The sequence below is a fragment of the Microbacterium sp. AG1240 genome (genome assembly GCF_003635115.1).
Lineage (GTDB): Bacteria > Actinomycetota > Actinomycetes > Actinomycetales > Microbacteriaceae > Microbacterium.
On sequence record NZ_RBXJ01000003.1, the window covers coordinates 570,183 to 588,901 of the forward strand.

Sequence of the window (18,719 nt, forward strand, 5' to 3'; positions counted from 1 at the left end):
TTCGAGAGGGCCTTTCGCGTCGTACGCAACGGTGCGATCGGCTCGACGGTACACGCCGCCCCCGGCCGTGTCGAGGGGGCCTCGTCGTCATCGGAGGAGCCTCGCGCGTGCCCGGGTAGGTTGGTGTGATGCCCGGAAAGAAGCGCGGAAGAAAAGCCTCCGACCTCGAGTTCCGCAATACCGCCCTCACCGACGCGCTGCAGACGCAGGACATGGCCGCCGTCGCCTTCGCGCTGCGGCACGGTCCGACCGTGGCCCCGCTGATCCGCGTGGGAGCGCTCGACGATCCCCTCGACGCCGGTGATGTGTGGACCTATCGCGACCCGAACACGGGTGACGTCGCGCTGCTGCTGTTCAGCGACGCGGCGCACAAGCCCGAGACTCTGCCGCCCGACGTCGCCCTGCAGTCACCCGCGTGGCTGCGAGCGTTCCTGACCGCCCACGAGAACGCGATCACGACGGTGTTCCTCGACATCGCCGGGCCGCACCCGCTGCAATCGTCGCCGACCGACCTGCTGGCAGCGCTCGAGGCCTGACCTCGCGCCGGGTCGACCCCGCAGCCCGTTCGTGGCAGACTCGGCCGAATGGAGTTCCTGATCGTGGGCGCCGTGTGCGCCGCAGGCCTCGTTTTCCCGGTCGCGCTGAGTCTCGCCGACCCGCGACGGCGGCGCCCGGGGCGTAACTAGCCCCCACCGCATCCCGACCCGCGTCGGTCAGAAGTCGGGCTTATCCCCGCGCCGAGGGGCGTGACGCACGTGCAGGTCGTTCAGGGCGCCGCTGAGGCTCTTCGACCGGTCGTCGACGAGATGGCGGTAGCCGAGTCGCGCGGCTTCCGATCTTCGCTGCGCCGACTGCGTAACCGGGCGGATCTCACCGGCGAGGCTGAGCTCGCCGACCGCGGCGGACTGCGGGGGAGTGGCCCGATCGTTCATCGCTCCCGAGACGGCGATCGCGATCGCGAGGTCGGCGGCGGGCTCGACGAGCCGCACCCCGCCGACGGTGGAGACGTAGACGTCGTTCTTCGAGACATCGAGGCCGGTGCGCTTCTCGAGCACCGCGAGCACCATCGCGACCCGGGCCGAGTCGACGCCGCTGACGATCCGCCGCGGGTTGGGGGCCTGAGTGGGGATCGTCAGAGCCTGCACCTCGACGGGGAGGGCGCGGCGCCCCTCGAGCGCGATCGTCACGCAGGTGCCGGGCACGGGGTCGCCGTGGCCGAGGAAGAGGCTGCTGGGGTCGGGAACCTCGGTGATCCCGTCGCCGGCCATGTCGAAGCATCCGACTTCGTCGGTCGGGCCGAACCGGTTCTTCAGCGCCCGCACGAAGCGCAACGACGTCTGCCGGTCGCCCTCGAACTGGCAGACCACGTCGACGAGGTGCTCGAGGATGCGCGGGCCCGCGATCGAACCGTCTTTCGTCACGTGGCCGACGATGATGACGGGGAGCCCGCGCTCCTTCGCGGTGCGGATGAGGGTCGAGGCGACCTCGCGCACCTGGCTCGGCTGGCCGGCCGCGCCGTCGGACATCGACGACGACACCGTCTGCACGGAGTCGACGATGAGAAGCGCGGGCGCGACCTCGTCGACGTGGCCGAGGATCGTCGCCAGGTCGGTCTCGGCGGCGAGGTACAGCTCGTCGTGGAGGGCCCCGGTGCGCTCGGCGCGCAGGCGCACCTGCGCGGTGGACTCCTCTGCGCTGGCGTAGAGCACGCGTCGGCCGGCGCGGGCGCTCTGGGCCGCGACCTCGAGAAGCAGCGTGGACTTGCCCACGCCCGGCTCGCCGCTGAGCAGGATGGCGGCGCCGGGAACGATGCCGCCCCCGAGAACCCGGTCGAACTCGCCCACGCCGCTCGTGCGGCGGGGTGCATCGGTGGTGTCGATCTGCGTGATGGGCCGCGCGGCGCGGGAGGCCGTGGGAGCGACGGCGCTGATGGAGCGCAGGATGCCGGTCTGCTCGGCGACCTCCACGACGGTGCCCCACTGCTGGCACTCCGCGCAGCGACCCGCCCACTTCGACGTGGTCCACCCGCACTCGGTGCACCGATACGGCGCGGGCGGAGCGGAGCGTCGGGTGGCCATGGGATCAGGCTAGCCCGCACCTCCGACATCACGGCCGGTGCGCCGCCGGTCTCCGTTCGAGGCCGATGCGCGAGCGGGCCGCAGGACGTGGTTTGCTCGAGGGGTGCCGGGTCACGCACGCGGCCGGCAGATGCGCGGAGGTAGATGATGGGGCCCACGGCCGAATTGCACGTACACATAGAGGGCACCCTCGAGCCGGAGCTTCTCGTGCGTCTCGCGCGCCGCAACGGCGTCGATCTGCCGACGTACGACGTCGACGAGCTGCGGGCGACCTATGCGTTCAGCCGCCTGCAGGACTTCCTTGACGTCTACGAGGCCAACACGGCGGTGCTCCGCACCGAGGAGGACTTCGCGGAGCTCGGCGACATGTACTTCCGCCGCGCAGCGGCCGCGGGAGTGGTGCGCGCGGAGGTCTTCTTCGATCCTCAGGCCCACGTGCGGCGCGGCGTCCCGATCGAGGCGGTGGTCGGGGGCCTCGGAGCGGCCGTCGACGCGGCGCGCTCGCGCGGCATGTCGGCCGATCTCATCCTGTGCTTCCTGCGCGACCTCGGACCCGAGGCCGCGATGGAGATCTTCGAGGCGGCGCTGCCGTTGCGCGACCGGTTCATCGGGGTCGGGCTGGACTCCACCGAGGTCGGCTATCCGCCGTCGCTGTTCCGCGACGTCTATGCCCGCGCCGCCGCAGAGGGACTCCACCGCGTCGCGCACGCCGGCGAGGAAGGCGGACCCGACTACGTATGGGAGGCGCTCGACGTGCTCGAGGCGGAGCGGATCGATCACGGCAACCGCGCCCTGGAAGACCCGGCGCTCGTGGCACGGCTGCGCAAGGAGGGCGTCGCGTTGACCGTGTGCCCGTTGTCGAACCTCGCCTTGCGCACCGCCCCGCCGGAGCTGTCGGCGCATCCTCTTCCCGTCATGCTCGAAGAGGGGCTGCTCGTCAGCATCCACAGCGACGACCCGGCGTACTTCGGCGGGTACGTCGACGACAACCTGCGTCAGGTGCGCGATGCCCTGCACCTGGACGACGGGACCATGCGGCGACTCGCGGAGAACAGCTTCGTCTCGAGCTTCGCCCCCCGCGCGCAGGTGGAGGGGTGGATCGCTCAGGTCCGCGCCGGAGCGGTGGTCTGACGTGCGGGCGGCGAAGGTCACGCCGGGCCGGCGGTGGATGCTGGTGCTGGAGCCCGGTGACGAGGTGTTCGCAACGGTCACGCGGTGGGCGGAGCGGGAGGGCGTCACCTCGGCCACCGTGGACATGTTCTTCGGCGCGCTGCGCAGCGCCCGCCTGATCGCGACGAACGGGTCGACGGACGATCCCGAACCGCCGTTGCCCGACCAGGTCGAGGTCACCTATCTCGAGGGCGTGGGAGCCGGATCGATCGGAACGGTGGACGGTCGGACGGTCGTTCATCTGCACCTCGCCGCCGGGGCGAAGGGAGAGGGCGGGGCCGCCTATGCCGGTCACCTGCTCGCGGCCGAAACTCACTACACGCTCGAAATGGTGGTGCAGGAGGTGCTCGATCCGGTGTTCCGGCTCGAGCCCGACGCGGTGTTCGGCATCAACTGCCTGCACTTCGACGAAGCGCCGGCGGTGTCGTGAGCGGGCGCCGCGGCGGGCCCGCCCTGATCTGAACCTCCGACGAGGGGGTCTTCGCAGAGCGCCCCCGGGCTATGCGCCGCGCAGCGACTCGGCGACCGTCGACAGGGCGTCGGCCGAGCGGCGCAGCAGCGTGTGCTCGTGATCGGAGAACGACGTCTCGGGGATGGGGACCGCGCCGGCGGCGCTCACGATCGAGGGCACCGACAGGGCGACGCCGTCGAGGCCGTGGAAGCCGTTCAGCACCGTGCTGACGGGCATGACCGTGTGCTCGTCCCCGAGGACGGCCTCCACGATCCGCGCGCTGGAGAGGCCGATCGCGTAGTTCGTCGCACCCTTGCCCTGGATCACCTTGTAGGCCGCGTCGCGCACGTCGATCGCGATCGCGTCGAGTTCGTCCTGCGTCATGCGGGGGTGGCCGGGGGCCTCCCACTCGAGGATCGGCACCGTGCCGATCGTCGCGCGCGACCACAGCGGGAACTCGGTGTCGCCGTGCTCGCCCACGATGTAGGCGTGCACGCTCGAGGTCGACACCCCGGCGCGCTTGGCGAGGATCCACCGCAGCCGCGAGGTGTCGAGCACCGTGCCGGAGGCGAAGATCCGCTCGCGGGGGAGGTTCGTCGCCTCCTGCGCGAGCACCGTGAGCACGTCGCACGGGTTGGTGACGATCACGTAGATCGCGTCGGGTGCTGCTTCGAGCAGCTGCGGCATCATCGTGCGGAGGATGCCCGCGTTCGTGGCGGCCAGTTCGATGCGCGACTGGCCGGGGTTCTGCTTCGCGCCGGCGGTGACCACCACGACGTGCGAGCCCTCGACGACCGACAGGTCGCTGCCGCCGATGATGTCGCTCGTGCCGGTGAACTGCGTGCCGTGAGCGAGGTCGAGAACCTCGGCCTCGACCTTCGCGGTGGCGATGTCGTACAGGGCGACGTGCCGGGCAGATCCGCGAATCAACGCAGCGTAGGCCACGCTCGATCCGACGCTTCCGGCACCCACGACGGTCAGCTTGGAGTTCTCGATCACGCTCATGGGCTCAGTTTCGCAGGGGGCGGGCCGCGGCGCAGGTCTTTTGTCTCGACGGTGACCGACCGCCCGTGATTCCGGGCGGGTGGCGGCGCCTGTTCCTGATCCGCGCGGCGAGTCGTAGCCTGGCCCGAGACCCGGCGCAGCGCCCGGTCTCATCGAACGGAGCGGCAGATGGAATTCGGACTTCACATCGCGGACTTCACGTGGAGCACCGGCCCCGCCGAGCTCGGGCCGGCGCTCGCCCGGCACGTGCGCAACGCGGAGTCCGCGGGCATCGAGCGCATCACCGTCATGGACCACTTCTGGCAGCTGCCGGGGATCGGACCGGTCGAGCACGAGATGCTCGAGGCCTACGCGACTCTCGGGTTCCTCGTCGCGCACACCGAGAAAGCGCTCCTGCACACGTTGGTCACCGGCGTCATCTACCGGGAGCCGGCGCTGCTGGCGAAGACGGTGACCACCCTCAACGTGCTCTCGGGCGGACGCGTGGGTCTCGGGATCGGCGCCGCGTGGAACGAGGAGGAGTCGGCCGGGCTCGGCTTCGAGTTCCCGCCGGTGGCCGAGCGCTTCCGCCGGCTGGAGGAGCAGATCCAGATCTGCCTGCAGATGTGGTCCGACTCCGACGCGCCCTACGAGGGGCAGACCTACCGGCTCGGGCGCACGCTCAACTCCCCGCAGAGCATCACCCGGCCGCATCCGTATCTCATGATCGGCGGCAGCGGCGAGCGCAAGACGCTGCGCATGGTCGCCCAGTACGCCGACGCCTGCAACATCTCGTTCTCCGCCGAGTCGGCCCGCAAGCTCGACGTTCTGCGCGCGCACTGCGAGACGGTGGGACGCGACTACGACGACATCGAAAAGACCGCCATGATCCCGGTGACCCCCGCCTCCACGCCGGAGAGCGTCGCGGCGACCGTGCGTGAGATCGCCGACACCGGGTTCACCGCGACCTATGTCTTCGCCGTTCAGATGCCCGATCCGGCGAAGGTCGTCGACCTCATCGCGGGCGCATCTGGGCTCATCGAGAAGGGGTGAGCGGATGCTGCGCCCCTCCCGGTTCGCGCGAGCCCGTGGCGTGTCGTAAGCTGGTCGGCGGTGACGTGTCCGAGCGGCCGAAGGTGCAACTCTCGAAAAGTTGTGTAGGGTAACCCCCTACCGTGGGTTCAAATCCCACCGTCACCGCCATGAAAGCCCCCGATGATTCGGGGGTTTTCATCATTTCCAGGGGGCCGGTGTGCTGACGAGGTCAGCGGACGCCCCGCGCGCTGCACCGGCGGCGCGTCGGGCCCGAGTCGCGGCTTTCTTGACACCGTGTCGACGCCACCGGCCCGGTTGCTGCGCTCCGTCAGGGTGACGAGTGCGAGGTGCTGGTCTGCGGTGAAGCAGACGAGTCTGCCCTTCTGATCCTTCGTCCGCGCCAGGATTCCTGCCTGCGCGAGTTCCGTCAGCGCCCGGTGCGCAGCTGCAGGAGAGGCGTTCCATCGCGAGGCGAGGCTCTCCGCCGTGAGAACGGGCTCGCTGGCGAGGTGCTCGAGCGCCCTCAGCACCAGTGCGTCGCTGCGGGGACGCGCGGGATTGAGGCCCTGCCGCGCGCGATGCTCGATGAGCCGGTCGAGGACCGTCGCGTCCATTTGCTCGACCCGCTCGGCCAGGCGGACGGCGTTCGCTGCCGCGCGCTCGACGGCGAGGGAGAACCCGATGATCCAGTCATCGGTGTACGGCGGAATCTGACGATAGGCGGTGAGCCCGGCGAGGTACGCGTCAGTGTCGCCCGCGAACACCGTGCTGATGGGGATCAGTACGTTCCGCAGGGCATCGGTGCGCGAGAGCACCGTGTGGATCAGCGCGCGCCCGGTACGACCATTGCCGTCGATGAAGGGGTGGATCGTCTCGAACTGCGCGTGTGCGATCGCCGCCCGCACGATGGGGTTCCCCTCGGTCTCGGTGATGAACTGGGCGAGGTCGTCGACGAGCCGCCGGACATCGTCTTCGGGAGGGGGGACGAAGTCCGCGCGCAGAGGGCTCCAACCTGGGCCGCCGACCCAGTTCTGCTCCTTACGGATGCCGCGCTCGGGGCCGGGCTCGATGAGGTGCTGCAGGTCTTCGATGTCTGCGAGGGCGATCTCGCGGTCGCGGTCGGCGAGAAGCTCGATGGCTCGCTCGGTCGCTCGCACGTTCGCGATGACGTCCAGCGCTACACGCGGTCCATGCTGCAAGGCTTCGGCGATCGCGAGCTTCTTCGGGGTGACGCGGTTCCCCTCGATCCAGCTCGAGGAGATGCTCTCGGACCGGATGAGCAGGTGGCTCAGGAACTTCCCGCGTACGCCGATGCGCTCGTCCGCGCGGCTGAGCGTCTGCAGTGCTGCCTCGGCGGCCCGGCGGGCTTCGTTGCCGAGGTCCGGCAGCGCGGTGCCGAGCTCATCGGGCACGAACGCATGGTACCTGCCGGGTTTGCGATCCCGACGCCCCAGGTTGCCGGCGCCTGCCTCGTTCGGATTCCAGAATCGTTCGACGTAGTGCGCCATGGTTAACCTCCTATCGGGGACGAGGTACTTCTATTTTAGAGCGATAAGTGAGAAATATGGATGGCTGCGATGAAGCGGTCACTTTCGTCGCAGAATGGCGCGTGTGACGTCGGCCTTGTCCGCCCGGGGTGCCCGCACGCGGAGCCGGCGTTTGCCAGAATCCCGTGGTTGCGCGCGGTCGGAGACGTGGGCTTGCCGGTGACGCTCATTCCTGCTCCAGCGAGTCCGCATAGGCTCGCACCGAGTATCGAAGCATCGAGAAGGGTTGATCATGGCAACGATCGCGATCGTCGGAGCAGGTCCTGGTCTGGGTGCGGCCGTCGCGCGCCGGTTCGGTCGGGAGGGTCATGCGATCGCGCTGATCGCGCGCGACCCCGCAAAGCTCGAGGGTCTGGCTTCCCAGCTGCGGAGCGAGGGTCTCGAGGCGCGGGGATACGCGGCGAGCGTGCTGGATGCCGACGCCCTCGAGAACGCGCTGGCGAGCGCGGCCGCCGATCTCGGCCCCATCTCGGTGCTGCAGTACAGCCCGCTGCCCTCGCGCACGTTCCTCGAGCCCGTGCTCGACCTCACGCCCGAGCTGGCGATCGAGGCGCTGCGCTTCTCGGCCATCGGCCTCATCCATGCGGTGCGGACCGTGCTGCCCGCGATGCGCGAGGCGCGCGCCGGCAGCATCATCCTCATCAACGGTGGAACCTCGGTGAAGGCACGTGCCGGTTTCTCCGGAACGTCCGTGGCGTTCCCCGCCGAGAGCGCGTACGGCGAGATGCTCCACGACGCGCTCGCCGACGAGGGCATCGGCGTCTCGCAGCTGGTCATCCCGGGCGCCATCCCGAAGCTGAACCTCGACAACGGCATCGACGACGTCGCCGAACGCATCTGGGAGCTCCACACCACGCCGGGCGACTTCAGGACGATGCTGATCCCCCTCGAGGACGGCCGGGAGTAGCGCGTCCGGGCGCTCTCCGACGTGCACCGGCTCGTCGCCGAGCAGCCGCCGCCCGAGCGCGCACGCGGCCGGGCCTGAGACACCATTTCCGGCCGAGACATCGCGCCAGGCGGTGTGTCTCGGCCGGATCGCGTGTTCGCTCAGCCCCCCGGGCCGACCGGGTCGATCGGGGCTCCGTCGCCGTTCTGGGGGAGGTCCCCCCGTTCGACGGGCGCTGACGGAACCTCGGGGGCATCGGAGAAGAGGAGGTCGAGTTCGGCCTCCGACGGCACGTGCACCGCCTCCGCGGCTGCTCTCAGGTCGGCGGGGGCCGCCGCGTTCATCCCCGACACCCAGATCGACGCGCCGTCTCGGCCGGCGACGTACTCGTCGACGCCGTCCGCCGCTCGATGCCAGACGTCGCTCTCTTCTTCCGCGCACGTCACGGGCACACCGGGTGCATCCCACAGCGGCGTCGCGGCGCAGGTCTCGGCCGTCAGCTCGGTGCGATCCGTGCGGATGGTGATCATCGAACCGGTCGCCTGATTGAACCAGGTCGCTGACATCCCGTCGGCGGCGCCCGGGCCCACCGACTGCGGCGCCAGGTCGTAACCGTCCACCTCGGTCGTGTAGACGAGCTCCGGCGCGATGCCGACCGCGCTCGCTCGCTCGGCGATCCGATCCGCCGCGGCCGGGTCGGCGCCCGGTGTCGCCGACGCGCACCCGCCGAGCGCGACGCCGGCCGCGAGCATCGTGACGGTCGATCGGAGCCAACGTCGTCGGGGCATGACAGCATCCTCGTCCATGAGGCGCCGTCCTATCCAGCGATGATGCGCCGCACGGCGACGTCGACCTCACGAGGATCGCGTTCCTCCGAGTCCAGGGCGCGGTGGATCGTGAGCCCTTCGATGAGCGCGTCGAGCAGGCGTGCGGTCTCGGGGTCGAAGTGATGCTCGAGAGCGGCGCGGCTGCGCTGCATCCATCCGGTGGTGATCGATCGATAGGCCGGTTCGCGAGCGGCGAGCGTGTAGAGCTCGTGGGAGAGGATCAGGTCTCGGTCGTCGCCGAACACGTCTTCCAGGATGATCGCGGTGACGGCTTCCTGGGCGGTGGCCGGGTCGGATGCTGCGGCCATGCGGCGCTCGAACCGGTCGCTGACCGTCGTGGCGAACCTGGTGAAGGCCTCCCGGAGAAGGTCGTCCATGCCGTCGAAGTAGTACGTCATCGCTCCGAGCGGAACGGCGGCCCGGGCGGCGACCTTGCGGTGAGACGTTCCGGCCACGCCGGATCGGGAGATGACATCGAGACACGCGTCGATGATCCGATCACGCCGGTCGGGATCGTTGGGTCGGCCGCGACGGGAGTTCGTGGCGTCTTCCTGCGGCGGCATCGACCTAGCCGATCTCTCGGATGACGCGGGCGGGGTTGCCGACCGCGACGACGTTCGCGGGAATGCTCCTGGTGACGACCGAACCCGCTCCGATCACCGAGTTCTCGCCGATGCTCACGCCCGGGCACACGATGACGCCGCCGCCGAGCCACACGTTGTCGCCGATCGTGATGGGCTGGGCGGCTTCCAGCTTGTCGCGGCGCGGCTGCGGATCGATCGGGTGCGTCGGCGTGAGCAGCTGGACGTTCGGGCCGATCTGGCAGTCCTCGCCGATCACGATCGGGGCAACATCGAGTGCGGTGAGGTTGTAGTTGACGAAGGTGCGTGCGCCGACGTGGATGTTCTCGCCGTAGTCCACGAACAACGGGGGGTTGATGTGGGCGCCTTCGCCGAGGGTGCCCAGCAGATCGCCGAGGACGCCGCGGGCAGCGGGGTCGCCCGCCACGTCGGCGCGGTGGTAGGCGTCCGCCAGGCGGATCCCCCGCCGGTGCAGGCGCTCGTTCTCAGGATCGTCCGCGACGTAGAGGTCGCCCGCGAGCATTCGCTCGCGGTTGGTTCGTTCATCTCCGGCGAAGTAGTCGACAGCCATGCCAGTGACCCTACACAAAATGTGTACGATCGTACATAAAGCTGCCCGTCCGGGCACGCGATCCGATGCCCGTGAAAGGCGCCGACACCGCCGTGTATTCGCTCCTCCTGGCGATCATCTACATTGCCTTCATCAGCCTCGGACTCCCGGACTCCCTCGTCGGGGCCGGGTGGCCGGTGATGCACCAGGACCTCGGCGTCCCGATCGCGTTCGCGGGCATCATCACGATGATCATCGCCGCCGGCACGATCCTGTCGAGCCTCGCGTCGGAGCGGGTCACGCGTCGCTTCGGCGTCGGTCTCGTGACGGCGGTCAGCATCGGTATGACCGGGGCTGCCCTGTTCGGATTCTCCGTCTCCGGTTCGTTCTGGATGCTGTGCCTCTGGGCCATCCCTTACGGCCTGGGAGCGGGGGCCGTCGACGCGGCGTTGAACAACTACGTCGCCGTGCACTACGCGGCGCGTCACATGAACTGGCTGCACGGCTGCTGGGGGCTGGGCGCATCGATCAGTCCGTTCATCATGAGCTACGCGCTCACCGCCGGGCTGGGCTGGTCGAGCGCCTACCTCATCATCGGTGTCATCCAGGCGGCCCTCACCTTCGGCCTGCTGGTCAGCATCCCGCTTTGGCGGAAGGTCAACCCGCTCGCGCCGACCGATCACGCGGAAGCCGGCGCGGCCGAGGGGGCGGGAGAGGAGGCGCTCCGACGCGGTACCCACGTGCCGCTGGCAACGGCCCTGCGAATTCCGGGGGTCCTGCTGATCCTCGCCGCCTTCTTCGCGTACTGCGCCCTCGAGAGCACCGCGATCCTGTGGGCGTCGACGTACCTCGTCTCCGGTCGCGGCGTCGAACCGGCCACCGCCGCCGCGTTCGCCTCCCTCTTCCTCCTGGGCATCACCGCGGGGCGCTTCCTCGCCGGCTTCTTCGCCGATCGCATCGGCGACCAGCAGATGATCCGCGGTGGCTTCGCGACGGTCGGGATCGGCGTCGTCATGCTCGCGCTGCCGGTGGACACCACGGTGCTCGCGCTCGTCGGGCTCGTGGTGCTCGGTCTGGGATGCGCGCCCATCTACCCCGCGATCATCCACTCGACGCCGGTGAACTTCGGCCGCCGCAACTCGCAGGCCATCATCGGCGTCCAGATGGCGGCGGCCTACACCGGATCCACGCTGGCGCCGCCGTTGTTCGGTGCGGTCTCGACGTGGACGGGCGTGTGGATCCTCCCGATCTTCCTCGCGGTGCTGGTCGCTCTGGGGCTCGTGATGTCGGAGCGACTCAACCGTCTCGTGCGACGTCGGGATCTGACCGGGCAGCCCTAGCCGGAGAGGCACGGCGTGGACAGTTCCGGCCGCCGTGGCCATGTACGGGGTGAAGCTCCTCAGCAAGGAAGGCCATACCCCATGAACGACATCGACCTCGAGAACCGTGTGCGGGATGCTGCGCCGCATCCCGCTGCGCTGAACGGGCTCGCTGCCCACCGCGCGCGCATCATCGCCGAGGCGAGGGGGAGCGCTTCAGCCGTCTTCGATGCGCACGTGCAAGCGAACGAGCAGGATCTGCTGCGGTACTTCCAACGCCGTCTTCCCAATGGCGCCGACGCGGCCGAAGCCTTCGGCGAACTGATGCTCCTGGCGTGGAGACTCCGCCGCCGGATCCCCGACGAGCCCGTGAACGCACGAATGTGGTTGTTCTCCGCCGCGCGCAACGTGCTTCGCGACTCGCGACCCACGTCGGCACGCCGCTCCGCGGCGGTCGCCCGTCTGGCCGACGACCTACGGACGCAGGCTCCGCCGCCCCGGGACGACGCTTCGGTCGAGGTGCAGGACGCGATCGATCGTTTGCCGGACGACGACGCCGAGCTCGTCCGGCTCACGTATTGGGAGGGCCTCGCCTCCCATGAGGCGGCCGCAGTGCTCGGCATCAATCCGTCGACGGCTCGCTCGCGGCTGTCGCGGGCGAAGCAACTGCTGCGCCTGGCGTTGGAAGAAGGAGATGAGGAGGAGGAATCCGCCCATGTACGAACCGCGTCCGTCTGATCTCGACCTGCCTCCGACCGCGTCCATCCACGTCGTCATGCCCGACGCGAGCGTCGGGGGCGGCATCCGCTGAGGATCCCCTCCCGCCGCCGCGATCGGTTCTCGGGGGAGAGCCCACAACGGTGACGTGACGGATGTTTACGACTCGGATTGCGGGTGCGAGACCGACTGGTGAGGATCGGAACCGTGCGACTCATCTCTCCGTACTCTCCCGCATTCTTCGTCGAGCGCACCCGCTTCGATGTGGATTATCGACCCTCGGGCAACACCCGGATCACGACGAACTTCGCCAATCTCGCTCGGGGCGAGTCACGCGAGCAGAACCTTCGACGTGCGTTGCGCATGATCGACAACCGCTTCAATGAGCTGGCCCACTGGGACAACGAAGACGGGGATCGGTATTCGCTCGACCTCGACATCGTGTCCGTGAAGGTGGATATCGACGAGCACGATGCCGGCGATGCCTTCCCCCTCATCGAGATCCTCCAGACCACGATCGTGGACAGGGCGACGGGCGCGCGCATCCCGGGTGTCGTGGGCAACAATTTCTCGTCGTACGTCCGTGACTACGACTTCAGCGTCCTGCTCCCGGCGCACAACGAAGGGCGTTCCGACCTCGTCGTGCCGGTGGGCTTCGGCGACTTGCACGGGAATCTCTTCCAGAGCTTCCTGCACTCGGATGTGTACGCGCAGCACTTCCCGAAGCGACCGGTCATCTGTCTGAGCGTCTCGAGCAAGAAGACCTACCACCGCACCGACAACCGCCACCCCGTGCTGGGGGTCGAGTATCGCCAGGACGAGTATTCGTTGACCGATGAGTACTTCGCGAAGATGGGGATGCGGGTGCGCTACTTCCTGCCCGCGGGGAGCGTCGCGCCACTGGCCTTCTACTTCATCGGTGATCTGCTGAGCGATTACACCAACCTCGAGCTGATCTCGACGATCAGCACGATGGAGACCTTCCAGAAGGTCTACCGACCGGAGATCTACAACGCCAACTCGGTCGCGGGGAAGCGATATCGACCGAGCCTGAGTACCGCGGACTACTCCACGACCCGGATCGACTACGACCGGGTGGACAGGAGCCGGCTGGCGGTGGAGCAGGGGAGGTTCGCCGAGGAGAGGTTCATCGCGCCCCACCGGGAGGTCCTCGAGGAATGGTCCTCCCTCTACGGCGAGCGACAGGGAGCGCAGTCGTGACGAACCTGCTCCCCACATCGACCGCCGGGAGCCTGCCCAAGCCGTCGTGGCTCGCTCAGCCCGAGACCCTCTGGTCCGAATGGAGGCTGCGTGACGAGGAGTTGGCGGAGGGCAAGCGCGACGCCCTGCGTCTGTCGTTGGCGGATCAACGAGCGGCCGGCATCGACATCGTCAGCGATGGCGAGCAGACGCGGCAGCACTTCGTCACCACCTTCATCGAGCACCTCGGCGGCGTGGATTTCGAGAAACGCGAAACCGTCCGGATCCGCAATCGTTACGACGCGTCGGTCCCCACGGTCGTCGGGGCGGTGAGTCGCGAGAAGCCGGTGTTCGTGGACGACGCCCGTTTCCTGCGCTCGCAGACCGATCAGCCGATCAAGTGGGCCCTGCCCGGCCCCATGACGATGATCGACACCCTCTATGACGGGCATTACGGCAGTCGGGAGAAGCTGGCGTGGGAGTTCGCCACCATCCTCAATGAGGAGGCGAGGGAGCTCGAGGCGGCCGGCGTCGACATCATCCAGTTCGACGAGCCCTCCTTCAATGTCTTCTTCGACGAGGTCAAGGATTGGGGCGTCGCCGTGCTGGAACGGGCCATCGAGGGCCTCACCTGCGAGACAGCCGTCCACATCTGCTACGGGTACGGCATCACGGCGAACACCGACTGGAAGAAGACCCTCGGGTCGGAGTGGCGCCAGTACGAGGAGACCTTCCCCCGGCTCCGGGAGTCGAGCATCGATATCGTCTCGCTGGAGTGCCACAACTCCCGCGTCCCCATGGAGCTCCTGGAGCTCATCCGGGGGAAGAAGGTCATGGTCGGGGCCATCGACGTGGCCACCGACGCCGTCGAGACGCCCGAGGCCGTGGCCGACACCCTGCGCCGTGCACTCCGGTTCGTCGATGCGGACAAGCTCTACCCCTCCACCAACTGCGGCATGGCGCCGCTGCGTCGGAGCCTTGCTCGCGCAAAGCTGACCGCGTTGGCAACGGGCGCCGGGATCGTGCGACGAGAGGTCTAGCGCTCGCCCGGTTGGCTAGCATTCGGGGATGGCATCTTCTGGTCCCGTCGACGACGTCTCCATCGGCGGTGACGGCATCCGTCTCGGGCAGTTCGTGAAGTTCGCGGGTCTTCTCGACTCCGGAGGCGATGTGAAGGAAGCCATCATCGATGGCTACGTGGCCGTGAACGGCGAGGTCGATCGCCGTCGGGGCCGTCAGTTGCAGCTCGGCGACATCGTCACCTTCCAGGGGCGCAGCGTGCGCGTCCGCCCCTGAGCGCCGCACCGCGGCGCCGTCGCGGGCGTCACGGGCGGCCGCTCGCGTCACGCAGTGTTTACGTGAGCGGGGGATGACGCAACATCCCGGAAACAGGGGATGTGTGGGATGGAAACGGTGATTCGTCACTCTGTGTAGACCCGACGCACTTCTTGCGTCCCCGCAGAGAGGTCCTCGAGATGGATCAAGGCAATACCGCATTCATTCTCATCGCAGCGGCGCTGGTGCTGTTGATGACACCCGGGCTCGCGTTCTTCTACGGCGGCCTCGTGAAGGCCAAGAGCGTGATCAGCATGATGATGCTGAGTTTCGGCGCCATGGGCCTGATCGGTGTCCTCTGGGTGCTCTACGGCTACGCGATCGCGTTCCCGGGCGCAGAGGGAACCGTCGCGCCCTGGGCGATCGACTGGTCGGCCGTCGGACTCACCAGCCTCCTCGAAACGCCCGAAGGGGCGGCATACCCGCCGCTGGCCTTCGTCGCCTTCCAGGCCACCTTCGCCATCATCACCGTCGCGCTGGTCTCCGGCGCGATCGCCGACCGGGCGAAGTTCGGATCGTGGATGATCTTCGCCGGCATCTGGGCGACGGTCGTCTACTTCCCGGTCGCCAGCTGGGTCTTCAACTTCGGCCTCGCCGAGGAGGGCGGCTTCGCGTACGGCGGATGGATCACGCACGGTCTGCAGGAGTGGATCGGCGTCGGTGCGATCGACTTCGCCGGTGGAACGGCTGTGCACATCAACGCCGGAGCGGCGGCCCTCGCCCTCGCGCTGGTGCTGGGCAAGCGCGTCGGATTCCAGAAGGGCGTCCACGTCCCCCACAACCCGCCGTTCGTGCTGCTCGGCGCGGGCCTGCTGTGGTTCGGCTGGTTCGGCTTCAACGCGGGCTCCGAGCTCGCCGCCGACGGCACCGCCGCACTCGCCTTCGTCAACACGATCGCTGCCCCCGCGGCCGCCCTGCTCGCCTGGCTCGTCGTCGAGAAGATCAAGGACGGCAAGCCCACCTCGGTCGGCGCCGCATCCGGTGCGGTCGCCGGTCTCGTCGCGATCACCCCGGCCTGCGGTTCGCTCACCCCGGTGTGGGCCATCGTGCTCGGCCTCATCGCCGGTGCGGTCTGCGCCCTCGCGATCGAGCTGAAGTTCAAGCTCGGCTTCGACGACTCGCTCGACGTCGTGGGCATCCACCTCGTCGGCGGCCTTATCGGAACCCTGTACCTCGGCTTCTTCGCCATCGACACCGGCCTGTTCATGGGCGGCGACGGAACGCAGCTGCTGGCACAGGCGATCGCCGCCTTCGCGGTACTGATCTACTCGTTCGTCCTCGCCTACATCATCGGCTTCGCCATCGAGAAGACGATCGGCTTCCGCGTGAAGAACGAAGACGAGATCGCAGGCATCGACACCGTCGTCCACGGCGAAGAGGGTTACGTCCTCGCCGACGGCAGGGCCTGAGACACACACGTACGAACACGGTGCACCGGGTGGCTCTCGCCGCCCGGTGCACCGGTCGTCGGTGGGCGCGACGGGCGTCCGCCTCCCCCTGCGACTTCAGAGGATCGACCCCGTGGACGTTCTCTCCCTCCTCCAGTTGCCTCCGCAGCATCTGAGCGACGGCATCGGCACCCTGCGCGACATCTGGACCGACGGTGGCGCCGGAGCGAGTCTGCGCTGGCTGCTGCGCCTGGTCGAGCTGCGCAGCCCCTACGGGAAGATCTATGCGCCGGCCGGCACCGAGCAGCTGATCATCGGAATCTCGGGCCCGCAGGTGCGGATCGGAGCGGGGCGGGGGGTGCCCCTGCGTCGCGACAGGGCGCTGGCGCAAGACGCGGCGCTGATCGAGATGCATCGCCCCCTCGACCGGCCGGGCGGCACGAGCCGCCTGCTCGTGCTGGCCTTCGATCCTCATGTGGTCTCGGCCAGGGCCACGTTCGACGATCTCGACGGAGATCGCGCGGTCGAGGTCGGTACCGAGGCGATCGTGGTGTTGAAGGGACACGTCGAGCACGACGGCAAGCGTCTCAATCCGCAGTCGGTGTCGATCCTGCGCGCCCCGGTCGCCGATGGGCTGCACGCCCAGGGCGCCCGCATCCTCACTCTGCAGTTCACCGACGTGCGGGAGAGCGTGCGGGGCTGACGAGCGGACGGATGGGCCGTACTTTCGACGCAAGGGCGATCGAAGATCGTCTCATGTACGCGACGTCCATCGGCGCTCGGCGGGTCTCTGGCGAGAATGGCGAGGAAGTCGCTACCGCTCGCGTTCGAACCGAAGGAGTCCCGTGTCAGACAACAGAGAGTCCGAGCTGCTGGCATCCGTTCCCGACGGGCTCTTCATCGGCGGGGAGTGGCGCACCGCCGAGGGCGGCAAGACACTCGACGTCATAGACCCTTCGACCGGTGCCGTCATCCGAACGATCGCCGATGCATCGGTGGCCGATGGAGAAGCGGCGATGGATGCTGCGGTCGCAGCCTTCCCCGCGTGGGCGGCCACCCCCGCGCGCGAGCGCGGCGAGATCCTGCGTCGCGCGTTCGATCTGCTTCAGGCGCGCAAAGAGGACGTCGCGCTCCTGATGACGCTGGAGATGGGCAAGCCTCTCGCCGAGGCGCGCGGCGAGGTGGTCTACGGCGGTGAGTTCCTGCGCTGGTTCAGCGAAGAGGCGCCGCGCATCCAGGGGCGGTACGGGCCGAACCCCGAGGGCACCGGGCGGATGATCGTCTCGCAGCATCCGGTCGGCCCCTGCTTCCTCATCACCCCCTGGAACTTTCCGCTCGCCATGGCCACGCGGAAGATCGCACCGGCCCTCGCCGCCGGGTGCACGGTCGTGATCAAGCCGGCGGAGCTGACCCCGCTGACCACCCTTCTGTTCGTCCGCCTGCTGGAGGAGGCCGGACTGCCCGCCGGAGTGGTCAACGTGATCACCACGTCGACGTCGGGAGCGGTGTCCGAGCCGATCATCCGCGACCCTCGCCTTCGGAAGCTCTCGTTCACCGGTTCGACGCCGGTAGGGCGCAAGCTGCTCGAGCAGGCGTCGGCGGGGGTGCTGCGCACGTCGATGGAGCTCGGCGGCAACGCACCCTTCGTCGTTTTCGACGACGCGGATCTCGATAAGGCCGTCGACGGTGCGATGGCGGCGAAGTTCCGCAACATCGGGCAAGCCTGCACGGCAGCGAACCGCTTCATCGTGCACCGCTCGCTCGCCGGGGAGTTCGCGCGGCGGGTCACCGAGCGCGTGGAGCAGTTGCGCATCGGTCGCGGAACCGACGACGGCGTGACGATCGGTCCGCTCATCGACCAGCGCGCGATCGACAAGGCATCCGCCCTGGTGGGCGATGCCCTGGAGAGGGGCGCGACCCTGAACACGGGTGGCTCAGCGATCCCGGGAGCCGGCACGTTCTACGAGCCCACGGTGCTGAGCGACGTGAGGGAAGGCAGCGACATCCTCCGTGAGGAGATCTTCGGGCCCGTCCTCGCGATCGTTCCGTTCGACGACGAGGACGAGGCCGTGCGGTTGGCCAACGACACCGAGTACGGACTGGTGTCGTACGTCTACACCGAGAGCCTCGCCCGGGGTCAGCGGATGATCGAGAAGTTGGAGACCGGGATGATGGGCCTGAACGTGGGCGTCGTCTCGAACGCAGCGGCGCCGTTCGGCGGGTGGAAGCAGTCGGGGCTTGGTCGGGAGGGGGGCGCGGAGGGCATCCACGAGTACCTCCAGACCAAGTACACGCTGACCCCGAACCCCTCGGCCTGAGGCGCGACACGCCCGGGACGCACCGTGATTGGACGAGTGCGGGATCCCGGCTTAGAGTTATATCTGTTCGCCCCAAAGGGTTGAGCGGAGAGGCCGACAGGCCCCGCCCCCTCAAGTGGACGAACATCCCGATCTGGTCAGGCTCTTGAGCGTGACCGACCGCAAGGTCTATGATCAGGAGCCCGGTCACTCCGACCGAGTCAATCAACACTCTTCTCGCTTCGGCGGCTGAGACGCGGATTTGACAGTCGGTGTGGGTGGGATAAGGTAGTGAAGTTGCCCTGCGGGCGAGGCTGATGAGGCTGAGTTGCAGGTGCGTCCGATCCTTGAGAA

19 protein-coding genes and 1 tRNA gene are annotated in these 18,719 nt (G+C 68.6%); 14 read left to right on the plus strand and 6 right to left on the minus strand.

The annotated features are described in order from the left end of the window. Positions 1–128: 128 nt before the first annotated feature. Positions 129–536, plus strand: a complete 408-nt coding sequence (locus DEU34_RS14735) for a dehydrogenase (protein WP_121151498.1) — start codon at positions 129–131, stop codon at positions 534–536. A gap of 177 nt (positions 537–713) precedes the next feature. On the opposite strand, the gene radA is transcribed toward DEU34_RS14735, so the two are convergent. Beyond that, entirely contained in the window at positions 714–2,078 is a 1,365-nt protein-coding gene (gene radA / locus DEU34_RS14740) for a DNA repair protein RadA (protein WP_121151500.1), read from the minus strand. Positions 2,079–2,222: 144 nt separating this feature from the next. Between radA and DEU34_RS14745 the strand changes: the two genes are divergently transcribed. Continuing rightward, positions 2,223–3,209 carry an adenosine deaminase gene (locus DEU34_RS14745; RefSeq protein WP_121151502.1) on the plus strand — a complete coding sequence of 329 codons (987 nt, stop codon included), beginning with the start codon at positions 2,223–2,225 and terminating at the stop codon, positions 3,207–3,209. Between the two features lies 1 nt (position 3,210). Beyond that, on the plus strand, positions 3,211–3,678 hold the full coding sequence (locus DEU34_RS14750) for a PPC domain-containing DNA-binding protein (RefSeq protein WP_183042504.1): 468 nt from the start codon (positions 3,211–3,213) through the stop codon (positions 3,676–3,678). 69 nt (positions 3,679–3,747) lie between these two features. Here the strand turns inward: DEU34_RS14750 and DEU34_RS14755 are convergent, their stop codons facing one another. Then, on the minus strand, positions 3,748–4,704 hold the full coding sequence (locus DEU34_RS14755) for an L-lactate dehydrogenase (RefSeq protein ID WP_121151506.1): 957 nt from the start codon (positions 4,702–4,704) through the stop codon (positions 3,748–3,750). A 168-nt stretch (positions 4,705–4,872) separates the two neighbouring features. Between DEU34_RS14755 and DEU34_RS14760 the strand changes: the two genes are divergently transcribed. Then, on the plus strand, positions 4,873–5,736 hold the full coding sequence (locus tag DEU34_RS14760; protein ID WP_121151508.1) for an LLM class F420-dependent oxidoreductase: 864 nt from the start codon (positions 4,873–4,875) through the stop codon (positions 5,734–5,736). Positions 5,737–5,795: 59 nt separating this feature from the next. After that, positions 5,796–5,886: transfer RNA gene (locus DEU34_RS14765), tRNA-Ser, on the plus strand. Here the strand turns inward: DEU34_RS14765 and DEU34_RS14770 are convergent. After that, on the minus strand, positions 5,865–7,130 hold the full coding sequence (locus tag DEU34_RS14770; protein WP_259460184.1) for a Fic family protein: 1,266 nt from the start codon (positions 7,128–7,130) through the stop codon (positions 5,865–5,867). The genes DEU34_RS14765 and DEU34_RS14770 overlap by 22 nt on opposite strands. Positions 7,131–7,497: 367 nt before the next feature. Here DEU34_RS14770 and DEU34_RS14775 point away from each other — a divergent pair, with 367 nt between their 5' ends. After that, positions 7,498–8,172 (plus strand): SDR family oxidoreductase, encoded by a 675-nt coding sequence (locus DEU34_RS14775; protein ID WP_121151512.1) that lies wholly within the window; start codon positions 7,498–7,500, stop codon positions 8,170–8,172. 140 nt (positions 8,173–8,312) lie between these two features. Here DEU34_RS14775 and DEU34_RS14785 read toward each other — a convergent pair whose 3' ends face one another. The 3 genes from DEU34_RS14785 to DEU34_RS14795 are packed head-to-tail and all read right to left on the minus strand — an operon-like array spanning position 8,313 to position 10,130. After that, positions 8,313–8,939 (minus strand): hypothetical protein, encoded by a 627-nt coding sequence (locus DEU34_RS14785; RefSeq protein ID WP_183042505.1) that lies wholly within the window; start codon positions 8,937–8,939, stop codon positions 8,313–8,315. A gap of 29 nt (positions 8,940–8,968) precedes the next feature. Next, positions 8,969–9,541, minus strand: coding sequence for a TetR/AcrR family transcriptional regulator (locus tag DEU34_RS14790; protein WP_121151515.1), 573 nt, complete (start codon positions 9,539–9,541; stop codon positions 8,969–8,971). Positions 9,542–9,545: 4 nt separating this feature from the next. Further along, complete coding sequence (locus DEU34_RS14795; RefSeq protein WP_121151517.1) at positions 9,546–10,130, minus strand: sugar O-acetyltransferase; 585 nt, start codon at positions 10,128–10,130, stop codon at positions 9,546–9,548. Between the two features lie 65 nt (positions 10,131–10,195). On the opposite strand from DEU34_RS14795, the gene DEU34_RS14800 reads away from it, so the two are divergent. The 8 genes from DEU34_RS14800 to DEU34_RS14835 all read left to right on the plus strand — a co-directional run bounded on the left by DEU34_RS14800 (position 10,196) and on the right by DEU34_RS14835 (position 18,386). After that, positions 10,196–11,449, plus strand: coding sequence for a sugar MFS transporter (locus tag DEU34_RS14800; RefSeq protein WP_121151519.1), 1,254 nt, complete (start codon positions 10,196–10,198; stop codon positions 11,447–11,449). An 81-nt stretch (positions 11,450–11,530) separates the two neighbouring features. Beyond that, the gene (locus tag DEU34_RS14805) at positions 11,531–12,166 is read left to right on the plus strand and encodes an RNA polymerase sigma factor (RefSeq protein ID WP_121151521.1); all 636 of its coding nucleotides are present in this window, start codon (positions 11,531–11,533) and stop codon (positions 12,164–12,166) included. A gap of 186 nt (positions 12,167–12,352) precedes the next feature. Further along, positions 12,353–13,366 carry a DUF1852 domain-containing protein gene (locus tag DEU34_RS14810; protein ID WP_259460185.1) on the plus strand — a complete coding sequence of 338 codons (1,014 nt, stop codon included), beginning with the start codon at positions 12,353–12,355 and terminating at the stop codon, positions 13,364–13,366. Further along, positions 13,363–14,385 carry a methionine synthase gene (locus tag DEU34_RS14815; RefSeq protein ID WP_121151523.1) on the plus strand — a complete coding sequence of 341 codons (1,023 nt, stop codon included), beginning with the start codon at positions 13,363–13,365 and terminating at the stop codon, positions 14,383–14,385. The genes DEU34_RS14810 and DEU34_RS14815 overlap by 4 nt, the downstream gene beginning before the upstream one ends. Positions 14,386–14,413: 28 nt before the next feature. After that, on the plus strand, positions 14,414–14,641 hold the full coding sequence (locus tag DEU34_RS14820; protein ID WP_121151525.1) for an RNA-binding S4 domain-containing protein: 228 nt from the start codon (positions 14,414–14,416) through the stop codon (positions 14,639–14,641). Between the two features lie 179 nt (positions 14,642–14,820). Continuing rightward, entirely contained in the window at positions 14,821–16,089 is a 1,269-nt protein-coding gene (locus tag DEU34_RS14825; RefSeq protein WP_121151527.1) for an ammonium transporter, read from the plus strand. Positions 16,090–16,201: 112 nt separating this feature from the next. Further along, a complete protein-coding gene (locus DEU34_RS14830) occupies positions 16,202–16,771 on the plus strand; it encodes a hypothetical protein (protein WP_147424080.1) in 570 nt (189 codons plus the stop codon). A gap of 142 nt (positions 16,772–16,913) precedes the next feature. Beyond that, positions 16,914–18,386: an NAD-dependent succinate-semialdehyde dehydrogenase gene (locus DEU34_RS14835; protein WP_121151531.1), complete on the plus strand. Its 1,473-nt coding sequence runs from the start codon at positions 16,914–16,916 to the stop codon at positions 18,384–18,386. The last annotated feature ends 333 nt before the right edge of the window (positions 18,387–18,719 follow it).

What these genes read in the sequence shown, in the direction of transcription:
- DEU34_RS14775 (WP_121151512.1), top strand. Translation starts at nt 7,498, where the DNA reads ATGGCAACGATCGCGATCGTCGGAGCAGGTCCTGGTCTGGGTGCGGCC.
- DEU34_RS14745 (WP_121151502.1), top strand. Translation starts at nt 2,223, where the DNA reads ATGATGGGGCCCACGGCCGAATTGCACGTACACATAGAGGGCACCCTC.
- DEU34_RS14800 (WP_121151519.1), top strand. Translation starts at nt 10,196, where the DNA reads ATGCCCGTGAAAGGCGCCGACACCGCCGTGTATTCGCTCCTCCTGGCG.
- DEU34_RS14805 (WP_121151521.1), top strand. Translation starts at nt 11,531, where the DNA reads ATGAACGACATCGACCTCGAGAACCGTGTGCGGGATGCTGCGCCGCAT.
- DEU34_RS14760 (WP_121151508.1), top strand. Translation starts at nt 4,873, where the DNA reads ATGGAATTCGGACTTCACATCGCGGACTTCACGTGGAGCACCGGCCCC.
- DEU34_RS14735 (WP_121151498.1), top strand. Translation starts at nt 129, where the DNA reads ATGCCCGGAAAGAAGCGCGGAAGAAAAGCCTCCGACCTCGAGTTCCGC.
- radA (WP_121151500.1), bottom strand. Translation starts at nt 2,078, where the DNA reads ATGGCCACCCGACGCTCCGCTCCGCCCGCGCCGTATCGGTGCACCGAG.
- DEU34_RS14790 (WP_121151515.1), bottom strand. Translation starts at nt 9,541, where the DNA reads ATGCCGCCGCAGGAAGACGCCACGAACTCCCGTCGCGGCCGACCCAAC.
- DEU34_RS14795 (WP_121151517.1), bottom strand. Translation starts at nt 10,130, where the DNA reads ATGGCTGTCGACTACTTCGCCGGAGATGAACGAACCAACCGCGAGCGA.
- DEU34_RS14785 (WP_183042505.1), bottom strand. Translation starts at nt 8,939, where the DNA reads ATGCCCCGACGACGTTGGCTCCGATCGACCGTCACGATGCTCGCGGCC.
- DEU34_RS14755 (WP_121151506.1), bottom strand. Translation starts at nt 4,704, where the DNA reads ATGAGCGTGATCGAGAACTCCAAGCTGACCGTCGTGGGTGCCGGAAGC.
- DEU34_RS14825 (WP_121151527.1), top strand. Translation starts at nt 14,821, where the DNA reads ATGGATCAAGGCAATACCGCATTCATTCTCATCGCAGCGGCGCTGGTG.
- DEU34_RS14820 (WP_121151525.1), top strand. Translation starts at nt 14,414, where the DNA reads ATGGCATCTTCTGGTCCCGTCGACGACGTCTCCATCGGCGGTGACGGC.